The following is a 25,584-nucleotide window of genomic DNA, read 5'->3' on the forward strand; positions in this document are numbered from 1 at the left end:
AGCGATAAAAGACTAGAAAAGGAGCAGGTTGTCATGAATCTACGAGCGATGACCGCAGCAGATTATCCGGAAGTCGGTCGGATTTACCAGCAAGGAATCGAGACACAAAATGCGACGTTCCGAACGGAAGTACCGTCGTTTGACTACTGGGATGCCCATCACCACATACACAGCCGGATTGTGGTGGAAAAAGACGGGAAAATGCTCGGATGGATCGCCATCAGTCCATTTTCGTCGATTCCGGCCTATGCCGGTGTTGCCGAAGTCAGTTTGTATATCGATGAAGACGCACGGGGAAAAGGAGTCGGGACGGTATTGATGCAGGCGGTCATTACGTCGAGTGAAGCAGCAGGCATCTGGACGTTGCATTCACAAATCTTTCCGGAAAACATCGCCAGCCTCAAACTCCATCAACGGTTCGGTTTCCGGGAAGTCGGTCGTCGGGAACGAATCGGACAGTTGGCTGGTGTCTGGCGGGATACCGTGTTACTCGAGCGGAGAAGTGAAATTTAAAAAATGGGGCTGACGCAAAAGTCAGTTTCTATACAACAAAGAGTGGCAGCGATTGAGTCTGCCACTCTTTGTTGAATTATTCGTTTCAGAACGACATGAAAGGACAAGGAAAAACCCGTCTGAACTAGAAGTGCGGGACGGGTTCTGCTTTACTTCTGATTGGATAATACGATTCCGAAAATCCGCTCTCCTTTTTTGAGTGGTACGTCAGCGGGACGCGTGACCTCATTTAAATTAAACCCGCGCATTTCTTTATTTTTTGACAGATGATAGACCATCAAAAGATTATAAGGGGTCGCCGTAGCCGTTTTTGAGCGGAAGTCGGCACCGCGAACGATGTAATCATCAAGATGCGTAAACGTATCGTCACCGAAGAGTACCGTATCACCGACATCAATCCCGAATTGAATCAGATCATCCGAGAAAGACTGGGAAAACCGGATCGTGGTATCGTACTTTTTCGGTTCAAGTTCCATCGAGAACAGTACCCGTTCTTGTTTGTCCGGGAGATATTCGACACCTTTTAGCCAGTGGGTCGCCTTTAATGTTCCTTTTAGCTGAACGGCGCCAATCTGTTGGTTGGCAAGTGTGGCAAATTTTTCTTCCCCTTCTGTAACGGGTAGGGGGGAGAGTGTGAAGGTAGAAGTGGCCTGGGTGATAGGTACTTTTTTCGTAGCGGATTCGATTTGATCGTGGTTTTGGCTGCACCCTGTCAAGATAAGGGCGGCAAGTGGTATGTACATCCAGTTCTTCATAGAAGAAGCCCCTTCCTTCGTGTGTTGGAAACATTATCCATCATCAAGCTTATCGTTTTCCTTGGATGATTTCAATGAAGAACGGGAAAAGACTGACAGCACATATTTTCAGGAGGGGTAACGATGGACGACTTTTTTGGTGAGGGACTTGAGACGAATGAACAGAAACGGAAATCAAAGCTTGAGGAAGTATTTGACCAATCGTTTGAAGCAGAACGGCGCGACTTTAACCAGTCGCTTAATCAAGAAGTGACCGTCGCCCTGATTGGCGACGTCAATGCCGGTAAATCGTCGACATTAAATGCGATTCTTGGGCGTGACGTCGCGACGGTCGGAGCGCAACCGGGTGAAACGACACGCATCGATCAGATTCGGCAGCACCCGGAAGATAAAGTCATCTTCGTCGATACGCCGGGACTCAATGACGCGAACAGCTTGAATTCAGATACGACGTGGCAGTTTTACGAAAGTGCGGATGTTATTTTGTATTTCTTGAATGCAGCGGGGACCGTCTTATCGGAGACGGAAACAAAAAATTTCAATAAGATTTATGCCCATAATAAAAACATCATCATCGTCGTGACGAAGATTGATGCGACGAACGACTTAGAGACCGTCACCCGGCACATCGAAACGAAGTTACCGGGACCGACCCTTGTCCCTGTATCAGCGAAGGATGGGACGAATATCGACCGGTTGCGGCGTGAGGTCCTCGATATCCTAAAAAAGTTCGACAAGGATAATCTGTTTGTCCGCGAAATCGATCCTTCGTTACGGGGGAAAGTCGCTAACAACTGGATTGTCGGGGCCGGGACGGCGGCTGGTGCAATCGGAGCGGTCCCGTTCCCGGGCGCAGATATCATTCCGTTGACGTCGATTCAAATCGGTTTGATGCTGAAGCTGTCGAACTTATATGAACGGAACTTATCGAAAGAAAGTGCGAAAGAGTTACTTGTCGTGACAATCGTCGGCAATTCAGGAAAAACGGCTTTTCGCCAACTGGCGAAGATGGTGCCCGGGTACGGGGCTGTATTCGGAGCGGGTATCGCCTCGACGGCGACACTCGCACTTGGTTACGGAACAAAATATGCGTACGAGAACAAACTCGAACTGACACCGGAAAGTCTGATAGGATTTGTGAAACGATTCCGAAAAAAATCGGAGTGAGCATAATCTCAGTCTTTTTTGAAATACCCTGTTATGCTATGAAAAACAACAGGGAGGGATTGTCATGTCTACATTATTAGAAGAAATTCAAGCGTATCAAGAACAGTTCCGTCAAAAAGCACCGGCTGAAAAGCAGAAGCTGATGACGCAAGCAACAGAAGAACTCGCAGCATCAAACGGAGCAAAAGGATTAGCTGTCGGAGATGAGGCACCTCGCTTTACGCTACCGAACGCGGCAGGGACATCCGTCGCTTTAGCGGATTTACTTGAACAAGGTCCCGTCATCGTCACGTTCTATCGTGGCGGATGGTGCCCGTACTGTAACTTAGAGCTCCGTGCGTACCAACGTGAACTGGCGAAGATTCAGGAAAAAGGAGCGACACTCGTCGCAATCAGTCCTGAGACACCGGATCATTCACTCTCGACGCAAGAAAAAAATGACTTAGAGTTCGCTGTCCTCAGTGACGTCGATAATGTCGTCGCAGGGCAATTTGATCTCGTCTTCGAGATGCCGGACTATTTAGTTGAAGTGTACAAAGAATCAGGGCTGGACGTTGCCGGACATAACGGGAATGAAGACTGGCAGCTACCGAAACCAGCAACGTTCATCATTCAGCCGTCAGGTGAAATTTCGTTTGCTGACGTTCCGTCTGACTACACGCAACGTGTTGATCCGTTAACGATCATCTCAAAACTTTAAAATGTTATAAATGATCAACTCCTTTATTTTTCTATTCGTAAACAGCAGTCCTTCGTTCATAAGACGAAGGACTGCTGTTTGATGTATGCGACGGAATTATTTTAAAAAGAACTACAGTATAAAAAACGAATTAATCTTGAGTGGGAAATGAGGTTGGAAATGGATAGTTGTCTTCTTCTGTCCAATCGACGGAGTGTTTGATTTCAATCATAATTAAGTCATTTACCGTTCTTAATGTATGTGAGACGCCTTGGGGGATGTGGACAACCGATGGTGCTTCAAGCGTCTGATGTTTACCATCAATGATTGCTTCCGCTCTTCCTTTAAGAATGCTCCAGGTTGAGGCGGTATGTTCATGATAGTGATGACTGATTTGATGATTTTCTTTAATGTGCAAGCGTCGTGTAATTGCATATCGTCCATCTTCAAGTAATTGTTGATGCAAAATTGTCGCATAGCCCCAGCGTTTCCATTCAAATTGTGGAGGTCGGTCTTGGTGGACGAGATATTCTTTTAAATGGGTCGTTTCTTCTTTAGAAGAAACCAAGACACCGTCAGGACTAACGGAAACTATTAAATCATCCAATCCAATTCCGAGAACTGGAATTTGAAGTTCGTTTACAATATGTGTATTTGTTGATTTCAGAAGATGAGCATTTCCATGAAGAACACTCGGCATTTCCTCCGTTAACGTATTCCAGGTTCCGAGATCTTTCCACGGACCTTCATACCGATGTACGTAAATCAGTTCCGTTTTTTCAACAACCGCATAGTCAAAAGATGTTTTTTCAAGAGAGTCGTAAGAGCGGAGTAGATCACAGTAGGTGGTAGGAACGTTTTGAGCAAACAATTGTTTAATAAGAAAATCGAGTTGGCAAGCAAAGACACCGCAACTCCAAAGTGCATCTTCTTTAATTAATTGTTCAGCTAAGATGATTGTCGGCTTTTCTTGAAACTTCTTTACCCGTGCCATCTGATTGGCTGTTTCTGGAATAATGTAACCATACTTTGAGGTTGGATGAAGTGGTTCGACACCCATTAAATGCAACGCGTCAGGATGGGATTGGACAGCCGTATCGAGTAAACTAAACCTCTCGAAAAAGGACATATCTACATAAGAATCGACGGGCATGATGACAATTGTCTCTGTCGAATCAATGTTTTCAGCTAAGTAACTTGTTGCAAGCATGATGGCAGGAAACGTATCACGACGCGAAGGTTCACAAATAACGGCGACATCTGGACCTAATTGATGCTCGATAGCATCGAGCTGTGATTTTGTTGTTGAAATCAGAGTGCGTTCAGCTAACTTGATTTCTTGAAGTTGGAGAAAAACACGTTCAATCATGGACTGTTTTTTCCCGGACGGGTCTTCTAAAATGCGTAAAAATTGTTTTGAGTTTAAGTCATTTGAAAGGGGCCATAATCTTTTTCCGGACCCGCCAGACAATAATAAAATGTACATGCCAATCCATCCTTTCAATGAAACGGTTAACTGTATTTATGCAAATGAATAATAGTTCCTATTTCTTTGGACAATTGAGACATGTTCTGAGTTGAAAAGTGGAAAACACATAATTCACTTATAGACTAATGGTCTTTTAAGAAACCATTAGTCACCGAGTCAACGTTTTCTGTATCCATTCCCGAAAACGGGATCCGGTATAGTCCCAGTGGCGTGTTTTTGCGAAAAGGTAAGAGGCGTAACGAATCGTATCATACTGTTCTGTATCCCGAATGCATGATCGCATTTCAATGGCTAATGCGCCTGGAGTCTGGAACGTTGTCATATATCCAGCTAATCCATACTGTACAGCATCTTGAAGACCGGGAGCATGATAGACGATGGATGGCGTCCCGACAGCAGCAGCTTCACTGACTGCCAACCCCCAGCCTTCGCGCTTTGATGGAAATAATAAAGCGGTCGCCCGGCTCATTCGCTCAAGTTTCTCTTCATGACTGACGAAGCCGAAATAGGTAATATCTTGACGCATTTCTTCCGGAAGAAGAGGATTTAGTTGCTCTTCAATGTAGGTCTCATCTTTTTCACCAATCACCCAAAAACGGGCTTCCGGAAACTCCTGTTTGAATATGACGAACGCTTTAATCGCATCGTTGATTCCTTTATAGGCGGACATACGACCAATGTAAAGAAAAGTCGGTTTTTCTTCTTTATTTTTCCAGTCTATCTCTGGCCATGGGGTGAAATTGATTCCTGCCGGTAAAATCGTAATTCGTTTTGGAGCGAATCCGACATCGATTAAATCGTCAGTGGTCGATTTGCTGACAGTCACCGCCAAATCGTTCCGGTAGAGGCGGAGGCGGGGCGTTTCCGTCCGTTCTCCTAACCAGGCATACGGTTGGTTGACGTTGATCTTCCAAATTTCACGTGTTAGTCGATAAATGAATAGGGCACGTTTTTCTCGTGGTACATAAAGCGGAGTGAAAAAGTGATGGGTATTGACTTGATCGACAACGAGATCAATTGTCGATGCATGTATCTGGTAATAGTGAAAAGCATACAGAAGGACCGTTGCGTTTGTTCCGCGTCGGATATAGGTGACACCATCAAGAAATTCAACGTCGTGACCACCATCAAAGCCAGGTGAGATGTGGGTAAGGCGATAATCTTCGGCAACCCGTTTCAATACTTCGTGAATGAAAACTTCAGCACTGCCTGCTTTCGGATGTTTAATATCACGCCAAGACAAAAATAAGAGGTGTGGTTTCATTATCATGTCCTCCTATACGTGTAGTAGGTCCATTCAAAAAGAGGGTCTCGAAAGGGCGAGTAAGCTACCGCCTCGCTATTTAAAGGGAGGTGAGAGCTGACAACGTCATCTGAAGTCCATTTTCTCACCGCAAGACTCTGCAGTATAATATCAGGGATTTTTCTTTAATACTGTCAGTCTTAATTAGTTATTCGAGGTAGGGATCGCAGATTCCTAGAAGGGTTTCATTTAATTTTAAAAAGCAGGTCCCCGTTAACGAAGGGACCTGCTTTTTAGGATTTAACATGATTCGTTAATTTATCGACGAGTTGTTCGAGCGAATCGGTCATTTGATTGAGTGAATCGGTCATCGTTTCAAATTCGTGTTGGACACCAGCCTGTTCTTCGAGTCCTGCAGCTGTAGATTCGATCCCGCGCCGTACCTCGAGCGAGGCGACACGTGTCGTATCCATGCGTTCACCGATTTCAAGCATTTGCGTACCGACACCTTGGCGTGCTGTTTGAATCGAGCGAATATGCTGTTCGACATCTTGAATCATTCCTGTAATATCAGCGAAGGTCTGACCGACGCGTTTCGTCATCTGACGGTTTTCCGTCAACGTCTCGGCATACGCTCGGGCCGTCGCCTTGATTTGGTTTGTGTCTTCGACAAGAGCCTCTAACACTTCCGTCACTTCATTGGCATAGCTTCGTGACTGGACGGCGAGATGCCCGACTTCGGTCGCAACGACGGCGAAGCCGCGTCCCGCTTCACCGGCGCGCGCAGCTTCAATCGCTGCATTGAGTGCAAGTAAGTTCGTTTGCCCGGCAATTGCTTCAAGACTCGCGAGAATCGTCTGGATTTGATCGGAGCGTCCTGTCATCGTCTCGACGGAATCGTTTAAGCGGTTCGTCGCTTCGACCATTGCTTCGACCCGGCGTTCCATCGACTGCATCTCTTCATTTCCTTCACGTGCGGTGGCTATCATGTGGACGGCTGTGTCTGCCGTCGTCGCCATCTGTGTTTGAATCGTCGCGATTGCTTGATTGACTTGCTGTAACTGATTCGTTCCATGTTGCATCGATTGATATTGACCGTCGGCAGAGTCGACGATCGGTTCGATGGCAGTAGCAATCTGATCTGTGACGACAACTGAGTTTGCAGCAGCTTGCTTCAAGTGTGTCGTATTCGTTTTTAAATGACCGACCAGTGCTTCGATTTGTTGACTGACGTTCGTGATTAACGTGTTTGCTTCCGTTTCCCGTGCGTGCGCCGCGTGACGTTCACGATTTTGAACGAATACTTGAATGATCAGGGCACTGCTCGTTAAAACTAAGAACACTGCATGAATCAGCAACAAACTAAACGGATACCCGGTCGTTCCGCACAGTAGCGTCGGTGCAAAAAAGAATCCGGCAAGATGCTGAATCGCAAATAATACCGTGCTGATTAGAATTAAATCGATTCGCCGGAAATAGGCAATCAATGCCAGAACCATGAAAATCGAGAAGTGATATTCGACGAGACCCTCTCCACCGGCGATGATTGACATGCTTGCGAATGTCAGCGTCAGTGTCAAGAGGATGGCGACCTGTTTACTCTGCGGATTAAGGCGGTACAGGATAACAGCTGCGAAGAGAAAAAAGATAGGAATCAGCGCGACGACCGTTAACATAGCGAGCGACGCGGCTGGTCCTTTTCCCTGTAAAAGGGAGTAGCCTTCTCCAAACGTTGTGAAGCGGTGGAGTCCATGGACGATTAAAGATAAAACGACGATAAGAGACGTGATGCTGAGCATGAGTTGATGACGTTTCATAAAATAAAATTCCTCCGATTTCTAGTTGAAACTAAAACAAAGACAAAGTCCTGTTTTGGTAGACGTATCAAGACTATCGGTTGCACGCATGTGTTTGTTGACTGGAAAAAAAGTTAGATGCACATCCATTATTTTTCTAAAAGAACGTGGCATGAATAAATGCCTGAACGGGTATATAAAAACATCGAAATTGGTAGGAGGAAGCCGCATGAAGTGGAAGGGAAGAGAACGAAGTTCAAACGTAGAAGACCGCCGGGGAATGGGTGGGAAAGGAATCGCGGGAATCGGAGGTGGACTTGGCATCATCATCTTGATCGTCGTGACGTTGATGGGTGGGAATCCTGCTGATTTGCTTGGGGATTTATCCGGTTCAGAGAGCGGGACGAACTCAGGCTATCAAGAAACAGCGAAAGAAAAAGAAGCCGCCGATTTTGTCTCGGTCGTGCTCGCCGATACGGAACGTGTCTGGACGAAGGAGTTTAAACATGACGGGATGACATACAAAGAACCGACACTTGTCCTTTATACCGACCAAGTCAGTTCAGCGTGTGGACAAGCCGGAAAATCGGTCGGTCCTTTTTATTGTCCAGGCGATCAGAAATTATACATTGATTTAAGTTTTTATGATGAATTACAAACTAAGTACGGGGCGCCTGGCGACTTTGCGATGGCTTACGTCATTGCCCATGAAGTCGGTCATCACGTCCAGACGTTACTCGGGACGTCAGATGAGATCATGCCGCTCCGTCAAAAGATGAGCGAAGAGAAATTCAATAAATACCTCGTCCGGTTCGAACTGCAGGCAGATTATTATGCCGGCGTGTGGGCACATCACGCGCAAGGGGAGAACTTGTTGGAAGAAGGCGACCTTGAAGAAGCGCTTGGTGCTGCAAATGCCGTCGGTGACGATACCCTTCAGAAAAAAGGTCAAGGATACGTCGTGCCGGAAAGCTTTACGCACGGGACATCGAAACAACGGAAAAGCTGGTTCCAAAAAGGTTTTGATAACGGAACGATTGAAGGCGGCGACACGTTCGAAGCAGCAAACTTATAAGCGGATGACTTCAAAAAGAGACCGTTCCGAGTGGGGAACGGTCTCTTTGGGTTAGTCGTTGTAATTGTTAAACATCTTCGCATCATCCGGCACATTGGCGAGGTAGACGATTTTTCCGTCTGCATCAAGGCGGGCGATATCCGTCCCGTCCTGCGTGAAGACCGCTCCGTCAGCCCGCTTGCCGCAGACGGCCCAGCGTGTCTCGAATGTATCGCCATCTGCTGACGGGAGCCAGGCTTCATACATGTGCTTGATGTCCTGGTTGGCAGTGAAGACCAGGCGGACGAATTTTTTCCAGGCGTCGATGCCATGTTGTTCCTGTCCACTCAAGACGAACGTGATGTCGTCCGAAAAGAGGGAAGAGAGGTCACTAAAAGCCTGTTCATCGGTCCGGGAAGCGTCAAATAACTCAAAGTAGCGGTCAAGTGTAGTCATGCGTAAGTCTCCTTTTAGTTGCGAATCATTTGTTGTTCAATCAAGGCTTGCAATGTCGTTAAGTGGTCAGGGGGACAGTTCCTGTCGATTTCCTGTCGGAGCGATCCAATCGTTTCACGTTTTAAGGTCGATTGCCAAGCATCTTCCGCTTCCGTCATCAAGTTAGATAAGAGGCGGACGTTCTGTTCTTTGATGCCCATCAAGTCTTCAAAGACACCACTTGAAGCATAAAGGGATTGTTTTCCTTCGATGGCTTCGTAGACGTCAAAGATACGAATCCGATCGGAAGGTTGATTCAGTCGGAAACCGCCTTTGACCCCCGGGACAGACAGAAGGAGGTCGGCACTGACGAGTTTACGCAATAGTTTTTGAAAGTACGTCGGTGAAGCGCCGAGCTGCTGACTGATGAACTCACCGGGTAAAAGTCCTTTCTCCGGCAAAAAGGTCAGTAACAGCATCGCGTAGACGGATTGTTCGACTCCGGTTTTCATTTGCATGGTAATTCGCCCTTTCTGTATAACGTAGATAACTATTGTCTATAATAGTGGACGTTAGCAATTTTGTCGAGTAAAACGCTTCTCACAAAACCGTCACACCTTTGGAGCGGCATTCTCATGGCAACTAAACGAAGGATTCGGTATACTGAATGTACGATATGTGAAAATATTCACTAAAAGTCGTTCACAATTTGTGAAGGGGCGTTTTTATATGAATCCACTTAAAGGAATCATCTCGATTCCACGTACGATCATGTTGCAATTGATGCTGGCGGCTGTCCTGATGGGGATTGCGGTCATCGGTCAATCGTACTTGATCGTCATCATCGTCGACCGCATTTTTCTCCAAGGGGACGCCTTTGCGGCAATTGTTCCGCTACTCGGTATCTTACTGCTCATGCTGATGTTACGGGTCGCTGTCACGTACTGGAACGGGCGGCTCGGGACGGTTCTCGCGGCACGTGTCAAACAAGACATTCGCCAGGCGCTCGTCGCGAAGTATACGATGAGTTCCGTCGAAGTGATGTCGCAAGGACAGTCGGGACAAAAGGTCAGTGTGTTGCTTGACGCGGTCGATGAGATGGACAGCTATTACAGCCAATACTTGCCGAAAGTCATCCAGACGTCGATCGTTCCCTTGATGGTGCTGATCGCAGCATTCAGTTATGACTGGATTACGGGACTCGTCATGATGATCACGGCACCATTCATTCCACTGTTCTACATCGTCATCGGAATCATGACGCAAAAACGTGCCGATACGCAGCTCGAGAAGATGACGGCGTTCTCCGGAACCTTCCTCGATACGCTGCAAGGCATCACGACGTTAAAGTTGTTTGGTCGCGCGAAAGCACAGCAGGACGTCATCGAACGGAGTAGTCTCGACTTCCGCGATGCGACGCTGACCGTGCTGAAGCTCGCCTTCTTGTCGTCGTTGATGCTTGAGTTCATCTCGATGCTCAGCATGGGGATGATTGCGCTTGAGGTCAGCTTGCGGTTGATTTTATTCCAAAGCATCACCTTTGTTCCGGCCTTCCTGATGCTCGTGCTTGCACCGGAGTATTATTTGGCCTTAAAAGAGATGGGGGCAGCATTCCATACCGGACGGGGCAGTGTTGCGGCGGCGAAACAGATTGCGTCTGAACTGACGCAAGACGACCGGGGCGTAACGTTCGGAACGGTTGAATTAAAGTCCGCGACACCACCGCGGATTGAATTAAAAAACGTGGACTTTACGTATCAGGACGAGCGGTTTGCACTGACCGACGTCACGCTGCGCATCGAACCGTACCAAAAAGTCGCCTTGATCGGACGAAGTGGTGCCGGGAAGTCGACCGTCCTGCAGTTACTCGCGGGACTGGCCGATCCAAAGAACGGCGAAGTGCTCCTGAATGGTCAGCCACGCGCACAAATCACGGAAACGAGCTGGTTCGGACAGCTCAGCTATATCTCGCAGCATCCTTACCTGTATGCGGGGACACTCGCCGACAACATCGCCATCGGTGAATTACGGGAGGCGACGCGGACAGACATCGAGCGTGCGGCGGCTGCCGCAGGACTCGGGGAACTGATTGCGAGTTTACCGGACGGGCTCGACACCGGAATCGGTGAAGGGGGGCGCGGTCTATCGGGTGGCGAAAAACAACGGGTCGCACTCGCCCGTGCCTTCTTGAAACGGCCGAACGTCATCCTGTTCGATGAACCGACGACGGGACTCGACGTCAAGACGGAACACCTGTTACAGCAGGCAATCCAGGAACTCGGACGGACGGCGACCGTCATCACGGTCGCACACCGTCTGCATACGATCGAACAGTCGGACAACATCGTCATTTTAGAGGCCGGCCGGATCGTCGACCAAGGCACACATGAGGCGTTACTCGCACGGGATTCAGAGTATGCACGGATGCGTGCCGTCCAACGAGGGGAGGAAACACGATGAAGGAATTGATGGGTATTTTTCGATTGATGCTGCACCAGAAACGGGATATCGTCCTCTCGATTGTCTTTGGTGTTCTTGCCGGCGTCACGGCGGTGGGTCTGTTTGCGGCAAGCGGCTTCCTGATTTCGAAGGCGGCACTGTTGCCACCGATTCAAACACTCGCTGTACTGATTGCCTTGCAAAAAATATCAAGCCTGACGCGTGCCGTCAGTCGGTATGCGGAGCGTTATTACTCGCACCGGGCAACGTTTACGATTTTGAGTGATTTACGGACGACGTTTTACAAACGGCTCGAACCGCTTGCGCCGGGAATCTTCGCGAAGTACCGGAGCGGTGACTTACTCGCGCGAATCGTCGGCGATGTCGAGAGTCTGCAGAACACGTTTTTACGTGTCGTCTATCCGCCGATCATCCTCGTCCTCGTCTTTCTGTGTACGATCTTTTTTGTCAGCTTCTTCTCACTGAGCGTCGCGCTCGTCCTCGTGTTCGGACTGTTATTGACGGGATTCATCATCCCGGGCTGGTTCGCTTACCGGGAACAGCGTTTCGCGCGGACCGTTCGCGCGCGGCGCGGGGAACTGTCGACGGAAGTGACAGAGTTGTTCCAAGGCTACCGTGACTTAAAAATCTATCAGCAACTCGCGAACAAAGAGACGGAACTGAACGAAGTCGCAGCCCGCTATGTTGCAGAAGAACGGCGAAACGGACTGCATGCCGTCTCGAACCTGGCGCTCAATACACTGGCGACATTAGTCATCTCATGGCTCGTCCTCGGACTGGGCGCTTACCTCGTCGCGGATGGTCAACTCGATGGTGTGTTCCTTGCGTTGCTCGTCATGACATCACTGACGGTATTCGAAAGTGCGGCACCGATGGCGATTTTACCCGGCTTCTTCGAAGATAGCCGCCATGCTGCACGGCGGCTCGATGACGTCGTAACGGACGAAGTCATGCCGACATATCCTCCGTTTGAACTGGACGCTGCCCCGACGCTTACGGCAACGGACGTCACGTTTTCATTTCCGGGTGAAGTCCGGCCCGTCCTCCGTAACGTCAGCGTGACATTCCCTCGTGGCTCGAAGACGGCGATCGTCGGCGCGAGTGGCTCCGGAAAATCGACCTTGCTCCAACTGTTGCTCCGAATGTATCCGGTAGACGGAATCACGATTGCTGGTGTCCGCGGAGAAGGAATCGATCCGGAAGCCTTGTGGCGACAGACGAATGTCGTTTTGCAACAGAATCATTTCTTTTACGGAACGATTCGTGAAAACTTGCAGCTCGCACATGAGGAAGCGACGGATGAAGCGATGGAATTGGCGTTGCGGCAGGTTGATTTGACGTTTAGTCTGGCTGACAAGGTGCTCGAGAAAGGAGAAAATCTATCGGGAGGCGAAAAACAACGCCTCGCGATTGCCCGGATTTTCTTACGCGAAGCACCGCTTTACTTGCTGGATGAACCGACATCGTCCGTCGATGCCTTGACGGAACAGATGATTTTACGTCAACTGTTCGCACGTGCGACAGACGCAACCGTGCTACTCGTCAGCCATCGTCTCGCAGGCCTTGAACAGATGGATCAAATCGTCGTCATGGAACAGGGACAAGTCATCGAAGTCGGAACATATGATGAGTTGATGAACCGACAAGGTGCCTTCTACGCATTAAAACAAGTCGAACAATCCGTCTTTACGCCGGATCAAATCGCACGTTAAACAAACAGGGTCCACTTGTGCCACGAACGGCGCCAGCGGATCCTGTTTTTTCGTGTGGTTTAACGGGGTACGTTGAGCCACCAGTGATGGAGGAGCAGGAACGAGCTACTGACGAGGAGGATGGCACAAGTGAAGATGAAAAAAGTCGTACTATTGAAAGTCTGATCATTCATGTGGATGTCGAAGACGGATGTGATCGAGCGAATGTATTCTAAATCACGTGTCGCTCCTTCGCGATGCATCAAATGATCAATCAAGTCAGCCCGGTACGTCCGGTAGTGATGGATTTGATAGATTGAACCGAACAGCACGGAACTCCCGCTGAGCAGCAGCAAAATCGTCAATCCGGGTGGACGGACTTGAAGACGGTGCAGGAAACGGATGACGGAACGGACGCTGGTGACGAATAAGAAGATTAACAGCATTGCCAATAAAATGGCCGGATTGCCGTTACCGGAACTGACTTCAGGTGAAACGGACATCGCATGACCGAAACCAAAAAGACCGGCTTCGACGCACAGGAGACCGACAGCAATCACCCCATCATTTCGTTTTGAATCCATTCTGCACCTCCAGAGGATATGTGATGGATTCAGTGTACAAAAGAATCGTCAGTGCCAGGTGACCGTTTTCCTACAGAATGGAAATGGAATTTTAGATGTATCGATGGTAAAGTAAGGAAAATTAAAAAGGGGGAGTTCGATGGATATCCGTCACGAAACAATCGCAGTCGGGAAGCAACTAGTTTCATATACGCATTACTACTCCGAGTCGTCACAGGTCTGTTTTTTGTTGTCAGGCGCAAGTTATGTTTACGATCATCCTTACTTTTACTATAGTCGGATGATGTTGCTGAATCATGATGTCAATATCATTGAGATTCACTATATGTCGGACGACATCTATGCGTTGCCGGACGAGGAAGCGGACGACGAAATCCTTCGCCGGATCGATGCCGTCATCGCGAAAGTCTTACAAGAAAAAACCTATCTGACGCACCAGTTCATCGCGAAATCCCTTGGGACAGGTCCGCTCGTCACGTTAATGCAACGACCGGTTTTTTCGGAAGCGACAGTCATTTTACTGACGCCGCTTTTGACCGTACCTTTCATCGCGGAAGGAATTGCGGCAAGCCGGCAACGGGGATTACTCGTCATCGGTGATACGGACCGGTTTTATGAAACGTCGGCACTCGAACGGTGCCGGGCCAGTCACTTAACGGTTGAGCTGATTCCTGGAGCGAATCATTCGTTAGATATCGGTTTTCAAGTCGATCAGTCGCTTGCGACGGTTGCGCATGTGACGAAACGGATTGAAGAAACACTCTTTCCCGTGACGGTAATTCGTTGAACGGTGTTGTCTATCGTTTCTAGGCGAAGTGAGTGACTGACAAACGTGTCTTCCTTCTCGTGCTTTCCTCGGGCGAGGCGCAAGCCGTTGCTACCTGGTTCTAACGAACCAAGTAGCAGGGTCTTGCCTGCCTCTGACAGCGCAAAAATCGTGCGCTTTTCCCCGTAGGAGTCACGAAAAGTGAAACGTTTGTCCGAAAGTTACTTCATTACAGTCAAAAAAGAACGTCCTCGAAAAAACGAGAACGTTCTTTTTTCTGTTCAATACGGACGTAATAACGCACGGACCGGACTGCCGTCACCATCGACGAGCGGGAGCGGGACCGCGTTCAGGTGATAGTCCCCAGGTGCGATTTTATCGAGGACAAGGCCTTCTAAAATATGCACACTATGTGTCGCAAGGGCATGATGGGCAGCCATCTCCTTACTGTCGATCGCATCGACGGACGGAAGATCGAGACCGATCAGTTCGACGCCGAGAGTACCGAGTCGCTCGGCGAGACTGGGTGTCAGGACGGGAATCGACTCAGGAAAAACCGATTTATCGACCCAGCCGTCCGTCTTGATGATGAGACGGCGGACATCCGTCAAATCGAATCCGTCGAGGTCACTTGCGACGAGTTCCGTCCGACCGGGTAAGTAGATGACCCGTGCATGACCGATGTAAAGATCGGGGTCGAGTTCGATGACTTTTTTGCCTGCATCGTCAAAGTGGAACGGCGCATCGATATGTGTGCCCGTGTGTAAGCTCATCGTGACCTTACCGACGTTGACGGATCCGGTGTCAGCCTTACTCCAACTGATCGTATAGTCGAACTTCGTATCTCCCGGCCATGTCGTCACGGACGAGGACAGTGGTTGTGAAACATCAATCCAGCGGTTCATCAGGAATTCCCCCTCATAATTTTGTACGGACGGACCAGAGTTCCGGGAAGAACCGGTGGTCAAGGACACGCCGGAGATAACTGACGCCGGACGAGCCGCCCGTACCCGGTTTTTGTCCGATGATCCGTTCGACCGTACTCATGTGATTAAAGCGCCACATTTGTTGTTGGCTGCCGATATCGAGTAACTTCTCACCGAGTTCGTACAGGTCCCAGTATTGTGCGACGTCACGGTAAATTTCCCCCCAGGCTGCTTCGACACTGGCATCAGCTTCCCAGTCCTGTGTGACATCGCGTTCAAGGATTGCAGAATCAATCGCGAGACCGCGTCGTGCCATCGCGCGGACGGTCTCATCGTAGATGCTGGGCGTTTTTAAATCATTGTTCAGCTGAGCGAATAATTCTGTTTCATGTTCATAAACACGCAACATCTGCGCGTTTTTAAAGCCGAGTGCAAATTCGATTTGCCGGTTTTGATAGGACTGGAAACCGGACGAGTGCCCGAGCGAATCCCGGAACTCGAGGTACTCTGCCGGTGTCAACGTCGAGAGGACGGACCAGGACTGAATCAATTGTTGCTGAATCTTTGAGACACGCGCGAGCATCTTAAACGAACGTTCAAGCTGATCGTCCGCAATTGCCTTTGTCGCAGCCGTCATCTCATGCAAAATCAACTTCATCCAAAGCTCGCTTGTCTGGTGGATGATGATGAACAGCATTTCATCATGATGATCCGATAAGCGGTGTTGGCTGCTGAGTAGTGGATCAAGCTGTAAATAATCCCCGTACGACATGTCTTTCTTGAAATCCGTTTGAATCGTTGATTCGATTCCATTGTGACCGGTCTGTTCCATTCCAATCGATCCCCTTTACGTTAAAGTGATTGTGAACGTTTCTGTTGATCTGCTTGCGGTGGATGATTTCGTTTCCAAAACGCGTAGGCAATCGTCAAGAAAATCAACCATGGGATTCCGAACTTCAGGACAATTTGGAAGTCCGTGAACCATGTCGTGATGACGAGCGCGACTAACAAGATGGCGCCGAGCGCCGTCAAATACGGATACCCCATCATCCGGACAGGTAGTTTCCGCCCGCCGTCCCGTTGCCAGGCTTTGCGGAAGTAGAGGTGGGAAATAAAAATCATGAACCAGGTGAAAATCGCACCGAACATCGAAATCCCCATCATGAACGGGTAGGAGACGCTCGATTGGCTGCTGATGACGGCAGCTAAGAAGATACCGAGTGTCGAGATTCCGAGTGCGAACAGCGGAACACCTTTTGCGTTCAGACGACTGAAGATCCGCGGGGCGTAGGTCGCTTTCGAGAGCGAGTACATCATCCGCGTCGAGGCATACAGTTGACTGTTCATCGCTGACAAGGCAGCTGTCAGGATGATGAAGTTCATGATGCCGCCTGCATACGGAATCGACAGAAGCTCCATCACTTTGACGAACGGACTTTGATCAATCCCACCGGCCTGTTGCCACGGGACGATCATCAACATGACGGCGATCGTCAGAACATAAAACGTCGAGAGACGGAAGACCGTCGCTTTTAATGCTTTCGGCACGGCAACGTCCGGGTCCTTTGCTTCACCCGCCGTGACCGCGATTAATTCTGTTCCGATAAAACTAAAGAGCGAGATAAAGACGGCGACCCACAGACCGGAAATTCCGAACGGCATGAATCCGCCATCATTCGTGAAGTTTTGCGGGCCGATTTCCGGTGCCGGACTACCGATGATCAAGTACGCACCAAGAACGATGAACATGAGAATGGCACTGATTTTGATGACGGAGAACCAGTATTCAAACGTCGCAAACGTATGGACCGTCGTAGCATTGATATAAATGAGTGCACCGGCAAACAATAAAATCCATAAGTAACCGGGAACGTCCGGGAACCAGTATTTCATGTAAATTGCAATCGCACTGACCTCGACCCCGATGGCGAGAACGTTCGCGACCCAGTACGAATAGCGGACGAGAAAGCCGGCGTAGGGACTGATATAGCGTTCGGCAATTGTTCCGAACGCACCGGAAGTCGGATGAGCGACCGTCATTTCGGCGAGGCAGCCCATCAGTAATAAGACGATGAAGGCGCCGATCGCATAACTGATCAGCACGCTTGGTCCGGCGAGACTGATCGCGAGACCGCTTCCGAGAAATAGTCCCGTCCCGATGGCAGACCCCATCGCTATCATCGTCAGTTGACGTGTTTTTAAGTCACGTCGTAGTTCAGTAGGGTGTTCTTTCATGATGACCTCCTTACGCGACGACTTCGCGTTCATTTGCGAATTGCGCGTATTCCTTCTCTTCCATAATGGTCTTCAGTGTCGCAACGACGTCGTAGACATCGCTAAACGTATTGTACAATGCGACCGGTGCGAGGCGAACGATGTTCGGTGCACGGAAGTCGGGAATGATGTGATGGGCTTTTAACGTTTTACAGATCCGCGCCGCTTCCGGATGTTCGAGGCTCAAGTGTGCACCACGCTGCTTATGATCGCGAGGACTTCCGATAAAGAAGCCGTAAGGCGCAAGTTCTTCATCGACCAGGCGCATCATATAATCCGTCAAGGCGAGCGATTTTTCCCGGACGGCACCGATTCCGACTTCTGCGAACAGTTCGAGGGCACCGATTTGCGGCGCAAGACTTAAGACATGTGGTGTTCCAATCTGGAAGGCACCCGCATCTTCTGCCGGCGTCAATGTGTGATCCATGTCGAATTGTTTGTCCTTGCGCGAACCGAACCACCCGGTTAAACCGGGGAGTGTCCCGAAGTGCCGCTCATGGACGAATAGACCACCGACGGTTCCCGGTCCACCATTTAAATGTTTATAGTTGCACCAGTACGCAAAGTCGACGCCCCAGTCGTGAAACGCATGGGGGACGGCACCGACGGAGTGACAGCCGTCAAAACCGATCAGGATTCCCCGGTCATGGGCGGCCTTCGTCAAGCGCTCCATGTCGAGGACTTGCCCGCTCCGGTATAAAACGGTCGGGAGGACGATCAAGGCGATGTCATCTGTCATTGCAGCAATTAAATCCTCTTCGTCAAGGAAACGTCCGTCACGACTCTCGACTTGGACAAGGTGCTCGGCTGGGTCGAGTCCACGTAAGCGAAGCTGGCTTTGCAGTGCATAAATGTCTGACGGGAACGTCAGACTGTCTGCTAAAATTTTTGTCCGTTGTCCGCTCGGCGCAAAGAACGTCGAGACGAGTTGATGCAGGTTGACGGTCGTCGAGCCTGTCACCATGACTTCGTTTGCCCGCCCGCCGACGAGTGGGGCGTTTAAGGCAGCGAGTTTTTCCGACAATTCGAACCAAGGATGGCGTCCTTGCATCCAGCCGTCAATTCCGAGTTCGCGCCAATCGGCCAGCGACTCAAGCAATGTCTGTTCGGCACGTTTGGATAAGAGACCAAGCGAGTTGCCATCCATATAAATCGACCCTTCACGGAGATAAAATTCATTACGGTACGGTGCAAGTTGGTCTTGCTGATCCATGCGGACTGCATCTTCACGGTTTGCGGTAAGTGTCATCTCGGTTCCTCCTCGAACTGAATCCTCAATCAATTTTGACAAAAGCGTAGCAAACAAATTGACACTGTGTCAATATTATCGAATAACGAATCAAAAGGAGTGGTGTGAGGATGAAGGAACCAGGACAGGCGAAAGTCGACAAACGTCATCTACGGACGGTGCGAACACGTGAAAAGCTGCTCGTTGCAGCACGTGACGTCTTTTTATCGCAAGACTTTCAAACGGCAACCATCTCACAAATCATCAAACAAGCAGGTGTCGGTTACGGAACGGCATACGTTCATTTTGAAGGGAAGGATGAATTGTTGATCGTCCTGATGGAAGACGTCATGGACCGGTTTTACAAAATTGCCGAGCAAGTGTTTGAGCCGCGTTCGCGTGCGGACGCAAAACAGCAGATTTTGGAACAGGCGACGGCCTTTCTTCGGTTAGCGGATGAGGAGCGGGCGATGCTGCGGATCGTCGAGCAAGCGATTGGCGTATCGTACGTCGTCCGGACGAAGTGGAAACAGATTCGGGAACGGTTCATTGAACAAATCAGCCAAGACATTTTATATGCCCAGCAGCAAGGGCTTGCCCGGATGGATCTTGATCCGAAACTCGTCGCACGCGGGTGGTTTTTCGCAAATGAAATGTATTTGTTTGAAGTCGTCCGGTCAGAAACGACGGCGACGATTGATGAGATTGCGCGGACGCTGACGGAAGTGTATGCACATGGATTGTATCGAGAAGATTAAGTGAAGGCATGGCGGGGAATTGTCCTGTAATTAACTAAAGGGATGTGGGAACCGTGGCATTTGATTATGAGATCGATTTCGAGACGACGGACTTTCGGAAGGAACCGGAAAAATACCGCGTCGGACGGGGGGAGCAAGGTGTCCTGCTTGTCGAACCGTATAAAGGTGAAATCCTGCCGCACTGGCGGTTCAAGACACCGGAGATTGCAAAGGAGTCCTCTGAAAAAATCTATGAAATGTACTTAGCCTATAAAGCGGCGGGTGATTTCGTCGGGATGGATATGGCACGGAAGTTCATTCAGATGGGACACACACGTGCCCGTCGTTATGCGAACTATCCGGGAGGGCGGAAATATAAGGATAAAGAAAAAGGCGAGTTGAACGAACGGGACATTGACCCGGAAAAAGCAAAATCCGCTGAAATCTTTCAAGAGAAGTGGGACTTGATCCGGGCCGATGAAGACTACCTGAAGTTAAAAAAAGCCCATCAAAAAGCATATGGTTAAAATGAATCGAAGAGGATCCAATACGTCAGTAACCTTGCAGCGATGCATGTATCTTTGACGACGCTTCCTCCGATTTTTCTTAAAAATCAGTTTCCATATTGCACTAAAAAAGACGGATTTGAAGGGGAACGATTTGTTATTATGAAACAAATCAATCATGGAGTGTGAAAGGATGAAAAAGCTGAAGCAAGTCGTGTTAATCCTGTTCGGATTGAGTATGTATGCAGTGACGGATTATTACATCGAGACCGTTGCGTATTCTATTTTGCTCGTGTTATTCGTAAGCAGTGTGGGACTTAGTTTCGTAGGCGAAATACAGGAAGCGAGCTTTTTTACGACGCGTCGCGTTTTTCTGACGACACTGCTCTGCGGACTGCTCTTCAATCATGTTCTTTGGTTAGAATGGACGGCTTTCTTGTTTGTCTTGCTTGCGGTAGAAGTCAGTGTGAAAGGACTTCGTTTAATTGCGACCGAATTCCGTCTTCGAAAAGAGCTGCAACGTTAAGAAAAGACCGATTCATTTAGATGTCGTACGATAAACAAAGAGTAGGGCGGTCTCCGCTATATATCCGGAGTCGTCCTACTCTTTTTTAGTGGGTGAAACTTAAGACGTACGTTCGATTTTTTCAATCAACCGGGACTGGCGGCGTTGCCATACGACAGAGCCGACTAACGTCACGGCGAGGAAGACAAGTCCCAGCATGAACGGATATAAGATATTGACGTCATACAGCAGACCGGCGAGTGTTGGTCCGAGGACGTTTCCGATGCTCATATAGGCATTGTTCATCCCCATCGCAAAGCCTTGTTCGTTCCCGGCGAGTTTTGAAATCATCGTGTTCAAGACAGGTCGTAAAATCGACGTCGCGAGGAAGATGACCAGCGTGACGGCGAAGAAGCCGCCGTAACTCGAGGCGAAGAGTGAGACGAGAAACCCGAGTGTCGCAATCAATAAAAAGATATTCAATACTTTGCCTTCACCCAGACTCCGGGTGATTTTGTCGACGATAAAGATTTGAGCAATAACGCTGATGATACCCGTCGATGTCACCATGACGGCGATATCCTTTGGTGAAGCACCGAATTGGTTATCAATGAAGAGACCAAGGACGGATTCATACGCCATCAGACCAAAACTCATGACAAGTGTAATGACGAGTGGGACGAAGTACGGTTTTTGGAACGACGCACCGATTTTACTGAGCATCGATCCTTCGTCCGGTGCCATCGCTGTTGCGTCATGGACATCACTTTCTTTGAGCAACAAGATGCTGAACAAGACGGCGAGTCCCGAGACGAGAGCTGAGACGAGTAGCGGCAACTTTAAGTCATATTCGGCGAGGAACCCACCGATTCCCGGTCCGATGACGATTCCAAGCGACATCGCGGCCGAGACATAACTGTTTCCTTTCGCCCGTTGATCCATCGTCGTGATATCGGCGACGTAAGCAAAGATTGCCGGAATCAGTAAGGCAGCACCGATACCACCGATTGCACGGGACAGATAAAGAATTGCGACCGAGTTCGAGAAGTAAAAGACGAACATCGACAGTGTCAGACCAATCAGTCCATAGATGATCATCTTGCGACGGCCGTATTGATCGGCCCATTTTCCGGCAACGGGAGACATGACGAGCTGGGCGCCGGCAAAGATGGCAATCATCAGCCCGGCAGCCGTTCCACCTTGTCCGATGGAGGCGAGATAAGCAGGCAGAATCGGAATGATGATCCCGAAGCTCCCGACGGCGATGAACATGTTGATCATCAAGACCGTTAATTTTTTACGTTGATCCGCTTGCAAGGGGACCCCTTCTTTCTGCGCGCTTATGTAAGCGATTATTGTGTCATCCTTATCATCTTAGTTTCAAGAGAAAGACTGTGTCAATTTAGAGGGCTGAAAAGACCGGATTGATTTTGAAATGGATACGGAAAAAGGGATTGCCATCTGAAAATCGATGGACAATCCCTTCAGCGTGTAAACAAACTCTTGTGAAGCATGAATATGCGATATCGAGATGCAATCAGTTCGCGCTTCCCTGTCTCGCCTCGTCTTCAAAGCGGCTCGAGACGGATTGCACTCTAAAGCGTCTGCATGTCCGGCTTTCCGTCACGGTGTTACCTAAAAAGCGTCACGTTTCGTTGACTCCTAGGGGGAAAAGTGCGTTTTCAACGCACTTTCAGAGGCAGGCAAGACCCTGCTCGTTGTCCGTTAGGACCAAAGAGCAACGGCTTGCGCCTCGCCCGAGGAAAGCAACGAAAAAAGACGCTTGACCTCCCGATAGCACGTTGTCTACAGTCTGAAGGGATTGCCATCTGAAAATCGATGGACAATCCCTTTTTGGATGTTTTAGATGAAGTCACCTGCTTCTACACGTATCAGGTAAAGCATCAGCTTGTTTTCTTGAATAACCAATTCACATTCGGCGATAGCAACGGTCGCAAAATCCGGACGACCGGGCGACTCGACAGGACAAAGACAAGAACTGTCGCGAGCAAGAGCCCTAAGCCGATCAACAGGAACGGTGATTCTGCGATGGCCGGTGGTAAGGAATCCCGGAAGAGACGGACGATGAACGAATGGAGTAAGTAAATCGCTAACGTCTGAATCCCGATTTCGTCAAACCGTTCACCGAAAGATCGTCTTGGGACAATCAGGAGGACGGAGAAAATCATGACCGTACTGACTGCATAAAGGAACAGTTGCGTCGCCGCTCCCTTAAGGAGAGAGACCTCAAATTCACCGTATGTATCCCGGTAAAAGAGCCATGCCGTATCAAAACCGTTTTTTGTCCAGATGCCCATAAAAATCGCAATCGTCAGTGAAACGACGAGACCGACGAGTCGTCCGGCAGGCCCCGTCAACCGATCGCGGAAGCCGTCATTCGCTAACCATCCGCGTTCTTTGACGAGATATCCCATCAAGAAGAACGGATAAAAGCTAATCACCTTTTGGAGCGACAGGAAGTTTGTGATCGCACCCGGGTCTGCATTGATTAAAAGCGCAACAGCGACACTGACCAAGAGCGGGAAGCGTAAGATGAGGAATCCCGGTGTGACGATTTGCCAAATGATAATGCCGAGCAAGTACCACAATGTCCAGCTTGGGACGAGCGGATGAAGTAATCCGTCAATCAGTCCTTCGAGCGTCTTATCGTTCGCATAAGCCAGGTAGACTTCATGAATCGACTGCCAAATAAAATAGAGAACGACAAACGAAATGATTCGTTTTGGTCGGACTTGTTTGAAGAAGTATCCGCTCATGAAGATGAAGGCCGGCATGTGCAACAAGTAGATGACATTGTAAGCGATTTGGACCGAATCATTGCCGTCAAGATTGCGGAACGTCTCGATCAAGTGACCGAAGACGACCGTGAAAATCAACAAGACTTTGTAATTCCCGAGCCAGTGATCGTAAGCCGGCACGGGAATCGGCTTTGGAGCAACCGTCATTTGTTTTCTCCAAGAATGATTTGATCGACGAACCGGGCACTTGATTTCCCGTCCTGATGCTCGAAGAAGTACTCAGCGAACGCTTTGACGTTGTCCATTTCAAAGTCTTCATTTTTAATCCGTTCAATCAATTCATCCGAATTTTTGACGATTGGTCCGGGCACGAATTCTTCAAAGTCATAATAGAAATCGCGTTTAGAGATGTAGTCGTCTAAGTCATAAGCAAAGAACAACATTGGTCGGTTCAAGAGTGAAAATTCGAAACACGTCGAAGAATAATCCGTAATCAAAATGTCTGAGACGAACAACAACTCATTGATTTCACGGTGATCCGTCAAATCGATGAAGAAATCAGCGTACAGTTCTGGAATTTCCATCCGACGACGAACAAATGGATGCATTTTTAAGACGAAGACATACTCTTCGTGGAACGCTTCGTACAAAGCATCTAAATCAAGTTGGTCGAAGTCGTAATAAGCACTTTTCGCACCATTACCGCGGAAGGTCGGCGCGAACATGATGACTTTTTTCGTTTTGAATGTTGGATAATCTTCATAAATCCGTTCTTTCGCAGCAGCGATGTAGTCCTGGTCGAAGAACATATCCGTCCGCGGAATACCTGTTGCGATGACTTGATCTTCGCGGAGACCGAATCCTTCAGCGTAGTGGCGCGCGACATTATGTGAACTGACGATTGCTTTCGTATAGTTCCGGTGACTGAGCGAGTTGGCGCTTGGACCACCCGGTTTACCGAGGCGGCTGTAACCGAACGTCTTGAATGCTCCGACAGCATGCCATACCTGGACGAGGTCCGTTCCTTTACGGATTTTGAGTGGATAGATCATCGGATAGAAATCATCGACGAGAATTGTTTTGGCTGTCGCCAGGTGATATGGCAATGTGAATTTATCACGCCAGTCGCGTCGGGATTGAAGATTCGGTTTGAAGAATGTCTTGACGTCGAGGTTCAAATCGCGTCGCTCGATTTCGTCGAGAATGTAGGCGAAGTTTCCGCTGACATCACTCCGTGAGTCGGAAGCGAACAAGACTTTGTCTTCCGCAATCGGCTGCGTCCATTTCGTGACGTTGTAGATGGCTTTAAACGTAAACCGACGGAATTTAAAGGCGCGTTTGCGGAAATCCTTTTTATATTTGTTGTACCGGTCAATCATCCGGATGAAACGTTTTGACTCCCCGCGTTTTAGGGAATGGAAGCTTAAGGTGTTGCTATACTCAGAATGTTGGACGACCAGTTCATATTCGAGTTTCAATAACAGATTGCTATGTTTCGTATCGACACGGTAAATGACCGGAATCAGTGCACGTGTGTCGCCGAATGGGGCTTCGTGTAAAATCGAGTTGCCCTGGACGATTGCGAAGAAGGCATCAAAATAGCCCATTGGTAAAGGACGTCCCGTCGGTGTGATGTGATTGAGGTTCAATGAGCCGGTAAAGGTCTCTTCTGTCCAGTCCCCTTCAAATGGGAAGCGGAGGATGAACGTCCGTTTATTCCGTTTATTGCGGAAGACGATGGCACGTTCAAGCGGAATGGGTGCTTCTGGTGCTTCCGATTGAATGTAGTCATCTTCTCGTTCTGTTTCCTGTCCTTCTTGTGCTGTCGGGTTTTCGAAAAGTAATTGTTCTGCTTGCAAGAATTCAGTTAATCCAAACAAGCGTGCCTCAAAGCGGAATGTCGTACCGGCAAGCTCTAAATAGTCGACTTTCGCTTGTAAAGTCGGCATCAGTGTTTCTTCTGTCAAAACAATCTCTCCTCACGTAAATGATTACAATGTATTTACACAAAAGTAAT

The 25,584-nt window shown here is 48.9% G+C and carries 24 protein-coding genes; 10 read left to right on the forward strand and 14 right to left on the reverse strand.

The features are described from left to right. Positions 1–33 precede the first annotated feature (33 nt). Entirely contained in the window at positions 34–513 is a 480-nt protein-coding gene (locus A0126_RS00860) for a GNAT family N-acetyltransferase (protein WP_088836034.1), read from the forward strand. 149 nt (positions 514–662) lie between these two features. Here the strand turns inward: A0126_RS00860 and A0126_RS00865 are convergent, their stop codons facing one another. Further along, positions 663–1,268 (reverse strand): hypothetical protein, encoded by a 606-nt coding sequence (locus A0126_RS00865; protein WP_088836035.1) that lies wholly within the window; start codon positions 1,266–1,268, stop codon positions 663–665. Positions 1,269–1,391: 123 nt separating this feature from the next. Here A0126_RS00865 and A0126_RS00870 point away from each other — a divergent pair, with 123 nt between their 5' ends. Together A0126_RS00870 and A0126_RS00875 are read left to right on the forward strand one after the other, a co-directional pair. Continuing rightward, positions 1,392–2,435 (forward strand): YcjF family protein, encoded by a 1,044-nt coding sequence (locus A0126_RS00870; RefSeq protein ID WP_088836036.1) that lies wholly within the window; start codon positions 1,392–1,394, stop codon positions 2,433–2,435. A gap of 64 nt (positions 2,436–2,499) precedes the next feature. Next, a complete protein-coding gene (locus tag A0126_RS00875; RefSeq protein ID WP_088836037.1) occupies positions 2,500–3,135 on the forward strand; it encodes a peroxiredoxin-like family protein in 636 nt (211 codons plus the stop codon). A gap of 130 nt (positions 3,136–3,265) precedes the next feature. Here the strand turns inward: A0126_RS00875 and A0126_RS00880 are convergent, their stop codons facing one another. The 3 genes from A0126_RS00880 to A0126_RS00890 all read right to left on the reverse strand — a co-directional run bounded on the left by A0126_RS00880 (position 3,266) and on the right by A0126_RS00890 (position 7,663). After that, complete coding sequence (locus tag A0126_RS00880; RefSeq protein ID WP_088836038.1) at positions 3,266–4,600, reverse strand: sugar phosphate nucleotidyltransferase; 1,335 nt, start codon at positions 4,598–4,600, stop codon at positions 3,266–3,268. Between the two features lie 151 nt (positions 4,601–4,751). Then, positions 4,752–5,867, reverse strand: a complete 1,116-nt coding sequence (locus A0126_RS00885; protein WP_088836039.1) for a glycosyltransferase family 4 protein — start codon at positions 5,865–5,867, stop codon at positions 4,752–4,754. Between the two features lie 272 nt (positions 5,868–6,139). Further along, positions 6,140–7,663 carry a methyl-accepting chemotaxis protein gene (locus tag A0126_RS00890; protein ID WP_088836040.1) on the reverse strand — a complete coding sequence of 508 codons (1,524 nt, stop codon included), beginning with the start codon at positions 7,661–7,663 and terminating at the stop codon, positions 6,140–6,142. 208 nt (positions 7,664–7,871) lie between these two features. Here A0126_RS00890 and A0126_RS00895 point away from each other — a divergent pair, with 208 nt between their 5' ends. Continuing rightward, the gene (locus A0126_RS00895; RefSeq protein ID WP_088836041.1) at positions 7,872–8,717 is read left to right on the forward strand and encodes a KPN_02809 family neutral zinc metallopeptidase; all 846 of its coding nucleotides are present in this window, start codon (positions 7,872–7,874) and stop codon (positions 8,715–8,717) included. Between the two features lie 51 nt (positions 8,718–8,768). On the opposite strand, the gene A0126_RS00900 is transcribed toward A0126_RS00895, so the two are convergent. Further along, a complete protein-coding gene (locus tag A0126_RS00900) occupies positions 8,769–9,152 on the reverse strand; it encodes a nuclear transport factor 2 family protein (RefSeq protein ID WP_088836042.1) in 384 nt (127 codons plus the stop codon). Positions 9,153–9,166: 14 nt separating this feature from the next. Continuing rightward, positions 9,167–9,649 carry an Rrf2 family transcriptional regulator gene (locus tag A0126_RS00905; RefSeq protein ID WP_088836043.1) on the reverse strand — a complete coding sequence of 161 codons (483 nt, stop codon included), beginning with the start codon at positions 9,647–9,649 and terminating at the stop codon, positions 9,167–9,169. Positions 9,650–9,860: 211 nt separating this feature from the next. Here A0126_RS00905 and cydD point away from each other — a divergent pair, with 211 nt between their 5' ends. Both cydD and cydC read left to right on the forward strand, forming a co-directional pair. Beyond that, positions 9,861–11,591, forward strand: coding sequence for a thiol reductant ABC exporter subunit CydD (cydD, locus tag A0126_RS00910; protein ID WP_088836044.1), 1,731 nt, complete (start codon positions 9,861–9,863; stop codon positions 11,589–11,591). Next, a complete protein-coding gene (gene cydC / locus A0126_RS00915; RefSeq protein ID WP_088836045.1) occupies positions 11,588–13,303 on the forward strand; it encodes a thiol reductant ABC exporter subunit CydC in 1,716 nt (571 codons plus the stop codon). Before cydD ends, cydC begins: the two co-directional genes overlap by 4 nt. A 59-nt stretch (positions 13,304–13,362) precedes the next feature. On the opposite strand, the gene A0126_RS00920 is transcribed toward cydC, so the two are convergent. Beyond that, complete coding sequence (locus tag A0126_RS00920; protein WP_088836046.1) at positions 13,363–13,866, reverse strand: hypothetical protein; 504 nt, start codon at positions 13,864–13,866, stop codon at positions 13,363–13,365. A gap of 139 nt (positions 13,867–14,005) precedes the next feature. Here A0126_RS00920 and A0126_RS00925 point away from each other — a divergent pair, with 139 nt between their 5' ends. Next, positions 14,006–14,653, forward strand: coding sequence for a cyclase (locus A0126_RS00925; protein WP_088836047.1), 648 nt, complete (start codon positions 14,006–14,008; stop codon positions 14,651–14,653). Between the two features lie 260 nt (positions 14,654–14,913). Here A0126_RS00925 and kynB read toward each other — a convergent pair whose 3' ends face one another. Genes kynB through kynU form a run of 4 tightly spaced genes read right to left on the reverse strand, consistent with a single transcriptional unit; the run spans position 14,914 to position 19,081 of the window. Then, complete coding sequence (kynB, locus tag A0126_RS00930) at positions 14,914–15,537, reverse strand: arylformamidase (RefSeq protein ID WP_088836048.1); 624 nt, start codon at positions 15,535–15,537, stop codon at positions 14,914–14,916. A 13-nt stretch (positions 15,538–15,550) separates the two neighbouring features. Further along, entirely contained in the window at positions 15,551–16,390 is an 840-nt protein-coding gene (kynA, locus tag A0126_RS00935) for a tryptophan 2,3-dioxygenase (protein WP_088836049.1), read from the reverse strand. Positions 16,391–16,410: 20 nt separating this feature from the next. Further along, positions 16,411–17,793 carry an amino acid permease gene (locus A0126_RS00940; protein WP_088836050.1) on the reverse strand — a complete coding sequence of 461 codons (1,383 nt, stop codon included), beginning with the start codon at positions 17,791–17,793 and terminating at the stop codon, positions 16,411–16,413. A gap of 10 nt (positions 17,794–17,803) precedes the next feature. Further along, entirely contained in the window at positions 17,804–19,081 is a 1,278-nt protein-coding gene (gene kynU, locus A0126_RS00945; RefSeq protein WP_088836051.1) for a kynureninase, read from the reverse strand. Between the two features lie 110 nt (positions 19,082–19,191). Between kynU and A0126_RS00950 the strand changes: the two genes are divergently transcribed. The 3 genes from A0126_RS00950 to A0126_RS00960 all read left to right on the forward strand — a co-directional run bounded on the left by A0126_RS00950 (position 19,192) and on the right by A0126_RS00960 (position 20,829). Further along, entirely contained in the window at positions 19,192–19,818 is a 627-nt protein-coding gene (locus tag A0126_RS00950) for a TetR/AcrR family transcriptional regulator (RefSeq protein ID WP_088836052.1), read from the forward strand. 53 nt (positions 19,819–19,871) lie between these two features. Continuing rightward, on the forward strand, positions 19,872–20,324 hold the full coding sequence (locus A0126_RS00955) for a DUF4385 domain-containing protein (protein WP_088836053.1): 453 nt from the start codon (positions 19,872–19,874) through the stop codon (positions 20,322–20,324). 172 nt (positions 20,325–20,496) lie between these two features. Then, a complete protein-coding gene (locus A0126_RS00960) occupies positions 20,497–20,829 on the forward strand; it encodes a hypothetical protein (RefSeq protein ID WP_088836054.1) in 333 nt (110 codons plus the stop codon). 99 nt (positions 20,830–20,928) lie between these two features. Here A0126_RS00960 and A0126_RS00965 read toward each other — a convergent pair whose 3' ends face one another. The 3 genes from A0126_RS00965 to A0126_RS00975 all read right to left on the reverse strand — a co-directional run bounded on the left by A0126_RS00965 (position 20,929) and on the right by A0126_RS00975 (position 25,534). Further along, positions 20,929–22,125 (reverse strand): MFS transporter, encoded by a 1,197-nt coding sequence (locus A0126_RS00965; RefSeq protein WP_029332333.1) that lies wholly within the window; start codon positions 22,123–22,125, stop codon positions 20,929–20,931. A gap of 587 nt (positions 22,126–22,712) precedes the next feature. After that, complete coding sequence (locus tag A0126_RS00970; RefSeq protein ID WP_088836055.1) at positions 22,713–23,774, reverse strand: acyltransferase family protein; 1,062 nt, start codon at positions 23,772–23,774, stop codon at positions 22,713–22,715. Further along, positions 23,771–25,534, reverse strand: a complete 1,764-nt coding sequence (locus A0126_RS00975) for a CDP-glycerol glycerophosphotransferase family protein (RefSeq protein WP_239456790.1) — start codon at positions 25,532–25,534, stop codon at positions 23,771–23,773. Before A0126_RS00975 ends, A0126_RS00970 begins: the two co-directional genes overlap by 4 nt. Between the last annotated feature and the right edge of the window lie 50 nt (positions 25,535–25,584).

The sequence above is a fragment of the Exiguobacterium sp. N4-1P genome, assembly GCF_002214325.1.

What these genes read in the sequence shown, in the direction of transcription:
- A0126_RS00880 (WP_088836038.1), bottom strand. Translation starts at nt 4,600, where the DNA reads ATGTACATTTTATTATTGTCTGGCGGGTCCGGAAAAAGATTATGGCCC.
- A0126_RS00870 (WP_088836036.1), top strand. Translation starts at nt 1,392, where the DNA reads ATGGACGACTTTTTTGGTGAGGGACTTGAGACGAATGAACAGAAACGG.
- kynU (WP_088836051.1), bottom strand. Translation starts at nt 19,081, where the DNA reads ATGACACTTACCGCAAACCGTGAAGATGCAGTCCGCATGGATCAGCAA.
- A0126_RS00920 (WP_088836046.1), bottom strand. Translation starts at nt 13,866, where the DNA reads ATGGATTCAAAACGAAATGATGGGGTGATTGCTGTCGGTCTCCTGTGC.
- A0126_RS00895 (WP_088836041.1), top strand. Translation starts at nt 7,872, where the DNA reads ATGAAGTGGAAGGGAAGAGAACGAAGTTCAAACGTAGAAGACCGCCGG.
- A0126_RS00875 (WP_088836037.1), top strand. Translation starts at nt 2,500, where the DNA reads ATGTCTACATTATTAGAAGAAATTCAAGCGTATCAAGAACAGTTCCGT.
- cydD (WP_088836044.1), top strand. Translation starts at nt 9,861, where the DNA reads ATGAATCCACTTAAAGGAATCATCTCGATTCCACGTACGATCATGTTG.
- kynA (WP_088836049.1), bottom strand. Translation starts at nt 16,390, where the DNA reads ATGGAACAGACCGGTCACAATGGAATCGAATCAACGATTCAAACGGAT.
- A0126_RS00960 (WP_088836054.1), top strand. Translation starts at nt 20,497, where the DNA reads ATGAAAAAGCTGAAGCAAGTCGTGTTAATCCTGTTCGGATTGAGTATG.
- A0126_RS00950 (WP_088836052.1), top strand. Translation starts at nt 19,192, where the DNA reads ATGAAGGAACCAGGACAGGCGAAAGTCGACAAACGTCATCTACGGACG.
- A0126_RS00890 (WP_088836040.1), bottom strand. Translation starts at nt 7,663, where the DNA reads ATGAAACGTCATCAACTCATGCTCAGCATCACGTCTCTTATCGTCGTT.
- A0126_RS00885 (WP_088836039.1), bottom strand. Translation starts at nt 5,867, where the DNA reads ATGAAACCACACCTCTTATTTTTGTCTTGGCGTGATATTAAACATCCG.
- cydC (WP_088836045.1), top strand. Translation starts at nt 11,588, where the DNA reads ATGAAGGAATTGATGGGTATTTTTCGATTGATGCTGCACCAGAAACGG.
- A0126_RS00865 (WP_088836035.1), bottom strand. Translation starts at nt 1,268, where the DNA reads ATGAAGAACTGGATGTACATACCACTTGCCGCCCTTATCTTGACAGGG.
- A0126_RS00940 (WP_088836050.1), bottom strand. Translation starts at nt 17,793, where the DNA reads ATGAAAGAACACCCTACTGAACTACGACGTGACTTAAAAACACGTCAA.
- kynB (WP_088836048.1), bottom strand. Translation starts at nt 15,537, where the DNA reads ATGAACCGCTGGATTGATGTTTCACAACCACTGTCCTCGTCCGTGACG.
- A0126_RS00925 (WP_088836047.1), top strand. Translation starts at nt 14,006, where the DNA reads ATGGATATCCGTCACGAAACAATCGCAGTCGGGAAGCAACTAGTTTCA.
- A0126_RS00905 (WP_088836043.1), bottom strand. Translation starts at nt 9,649, where the DNA reads ATGCAAATGAAAACCGGAGTCGAACAATCCGTCTACGCGATGCTGTTA.
- A0126_RS00900 (WP_088836042.1), bottom strand. Translation starts at nt 9,152, where the DNA reads ATGACTACACTTGACCGCTACTTTGAGTTATTTGACGCTTCCCGGACC.
- A0126_RS00970 (WP_088836055.1), bottom strand. Translation starts at nt 23,774, where the DNA reads ATGACGGTTGCTCCAAAGCCGATTCCCGTGCCGGCTTACGATCACTGG.
- A0126_RS00860 (WP_088836034.1), top strand. Translation starts at nt 34, where the DNA reads ATGAATCTACGAGCGATGACCGCAGCAGATTATCCGGAAGTCGGTCGG.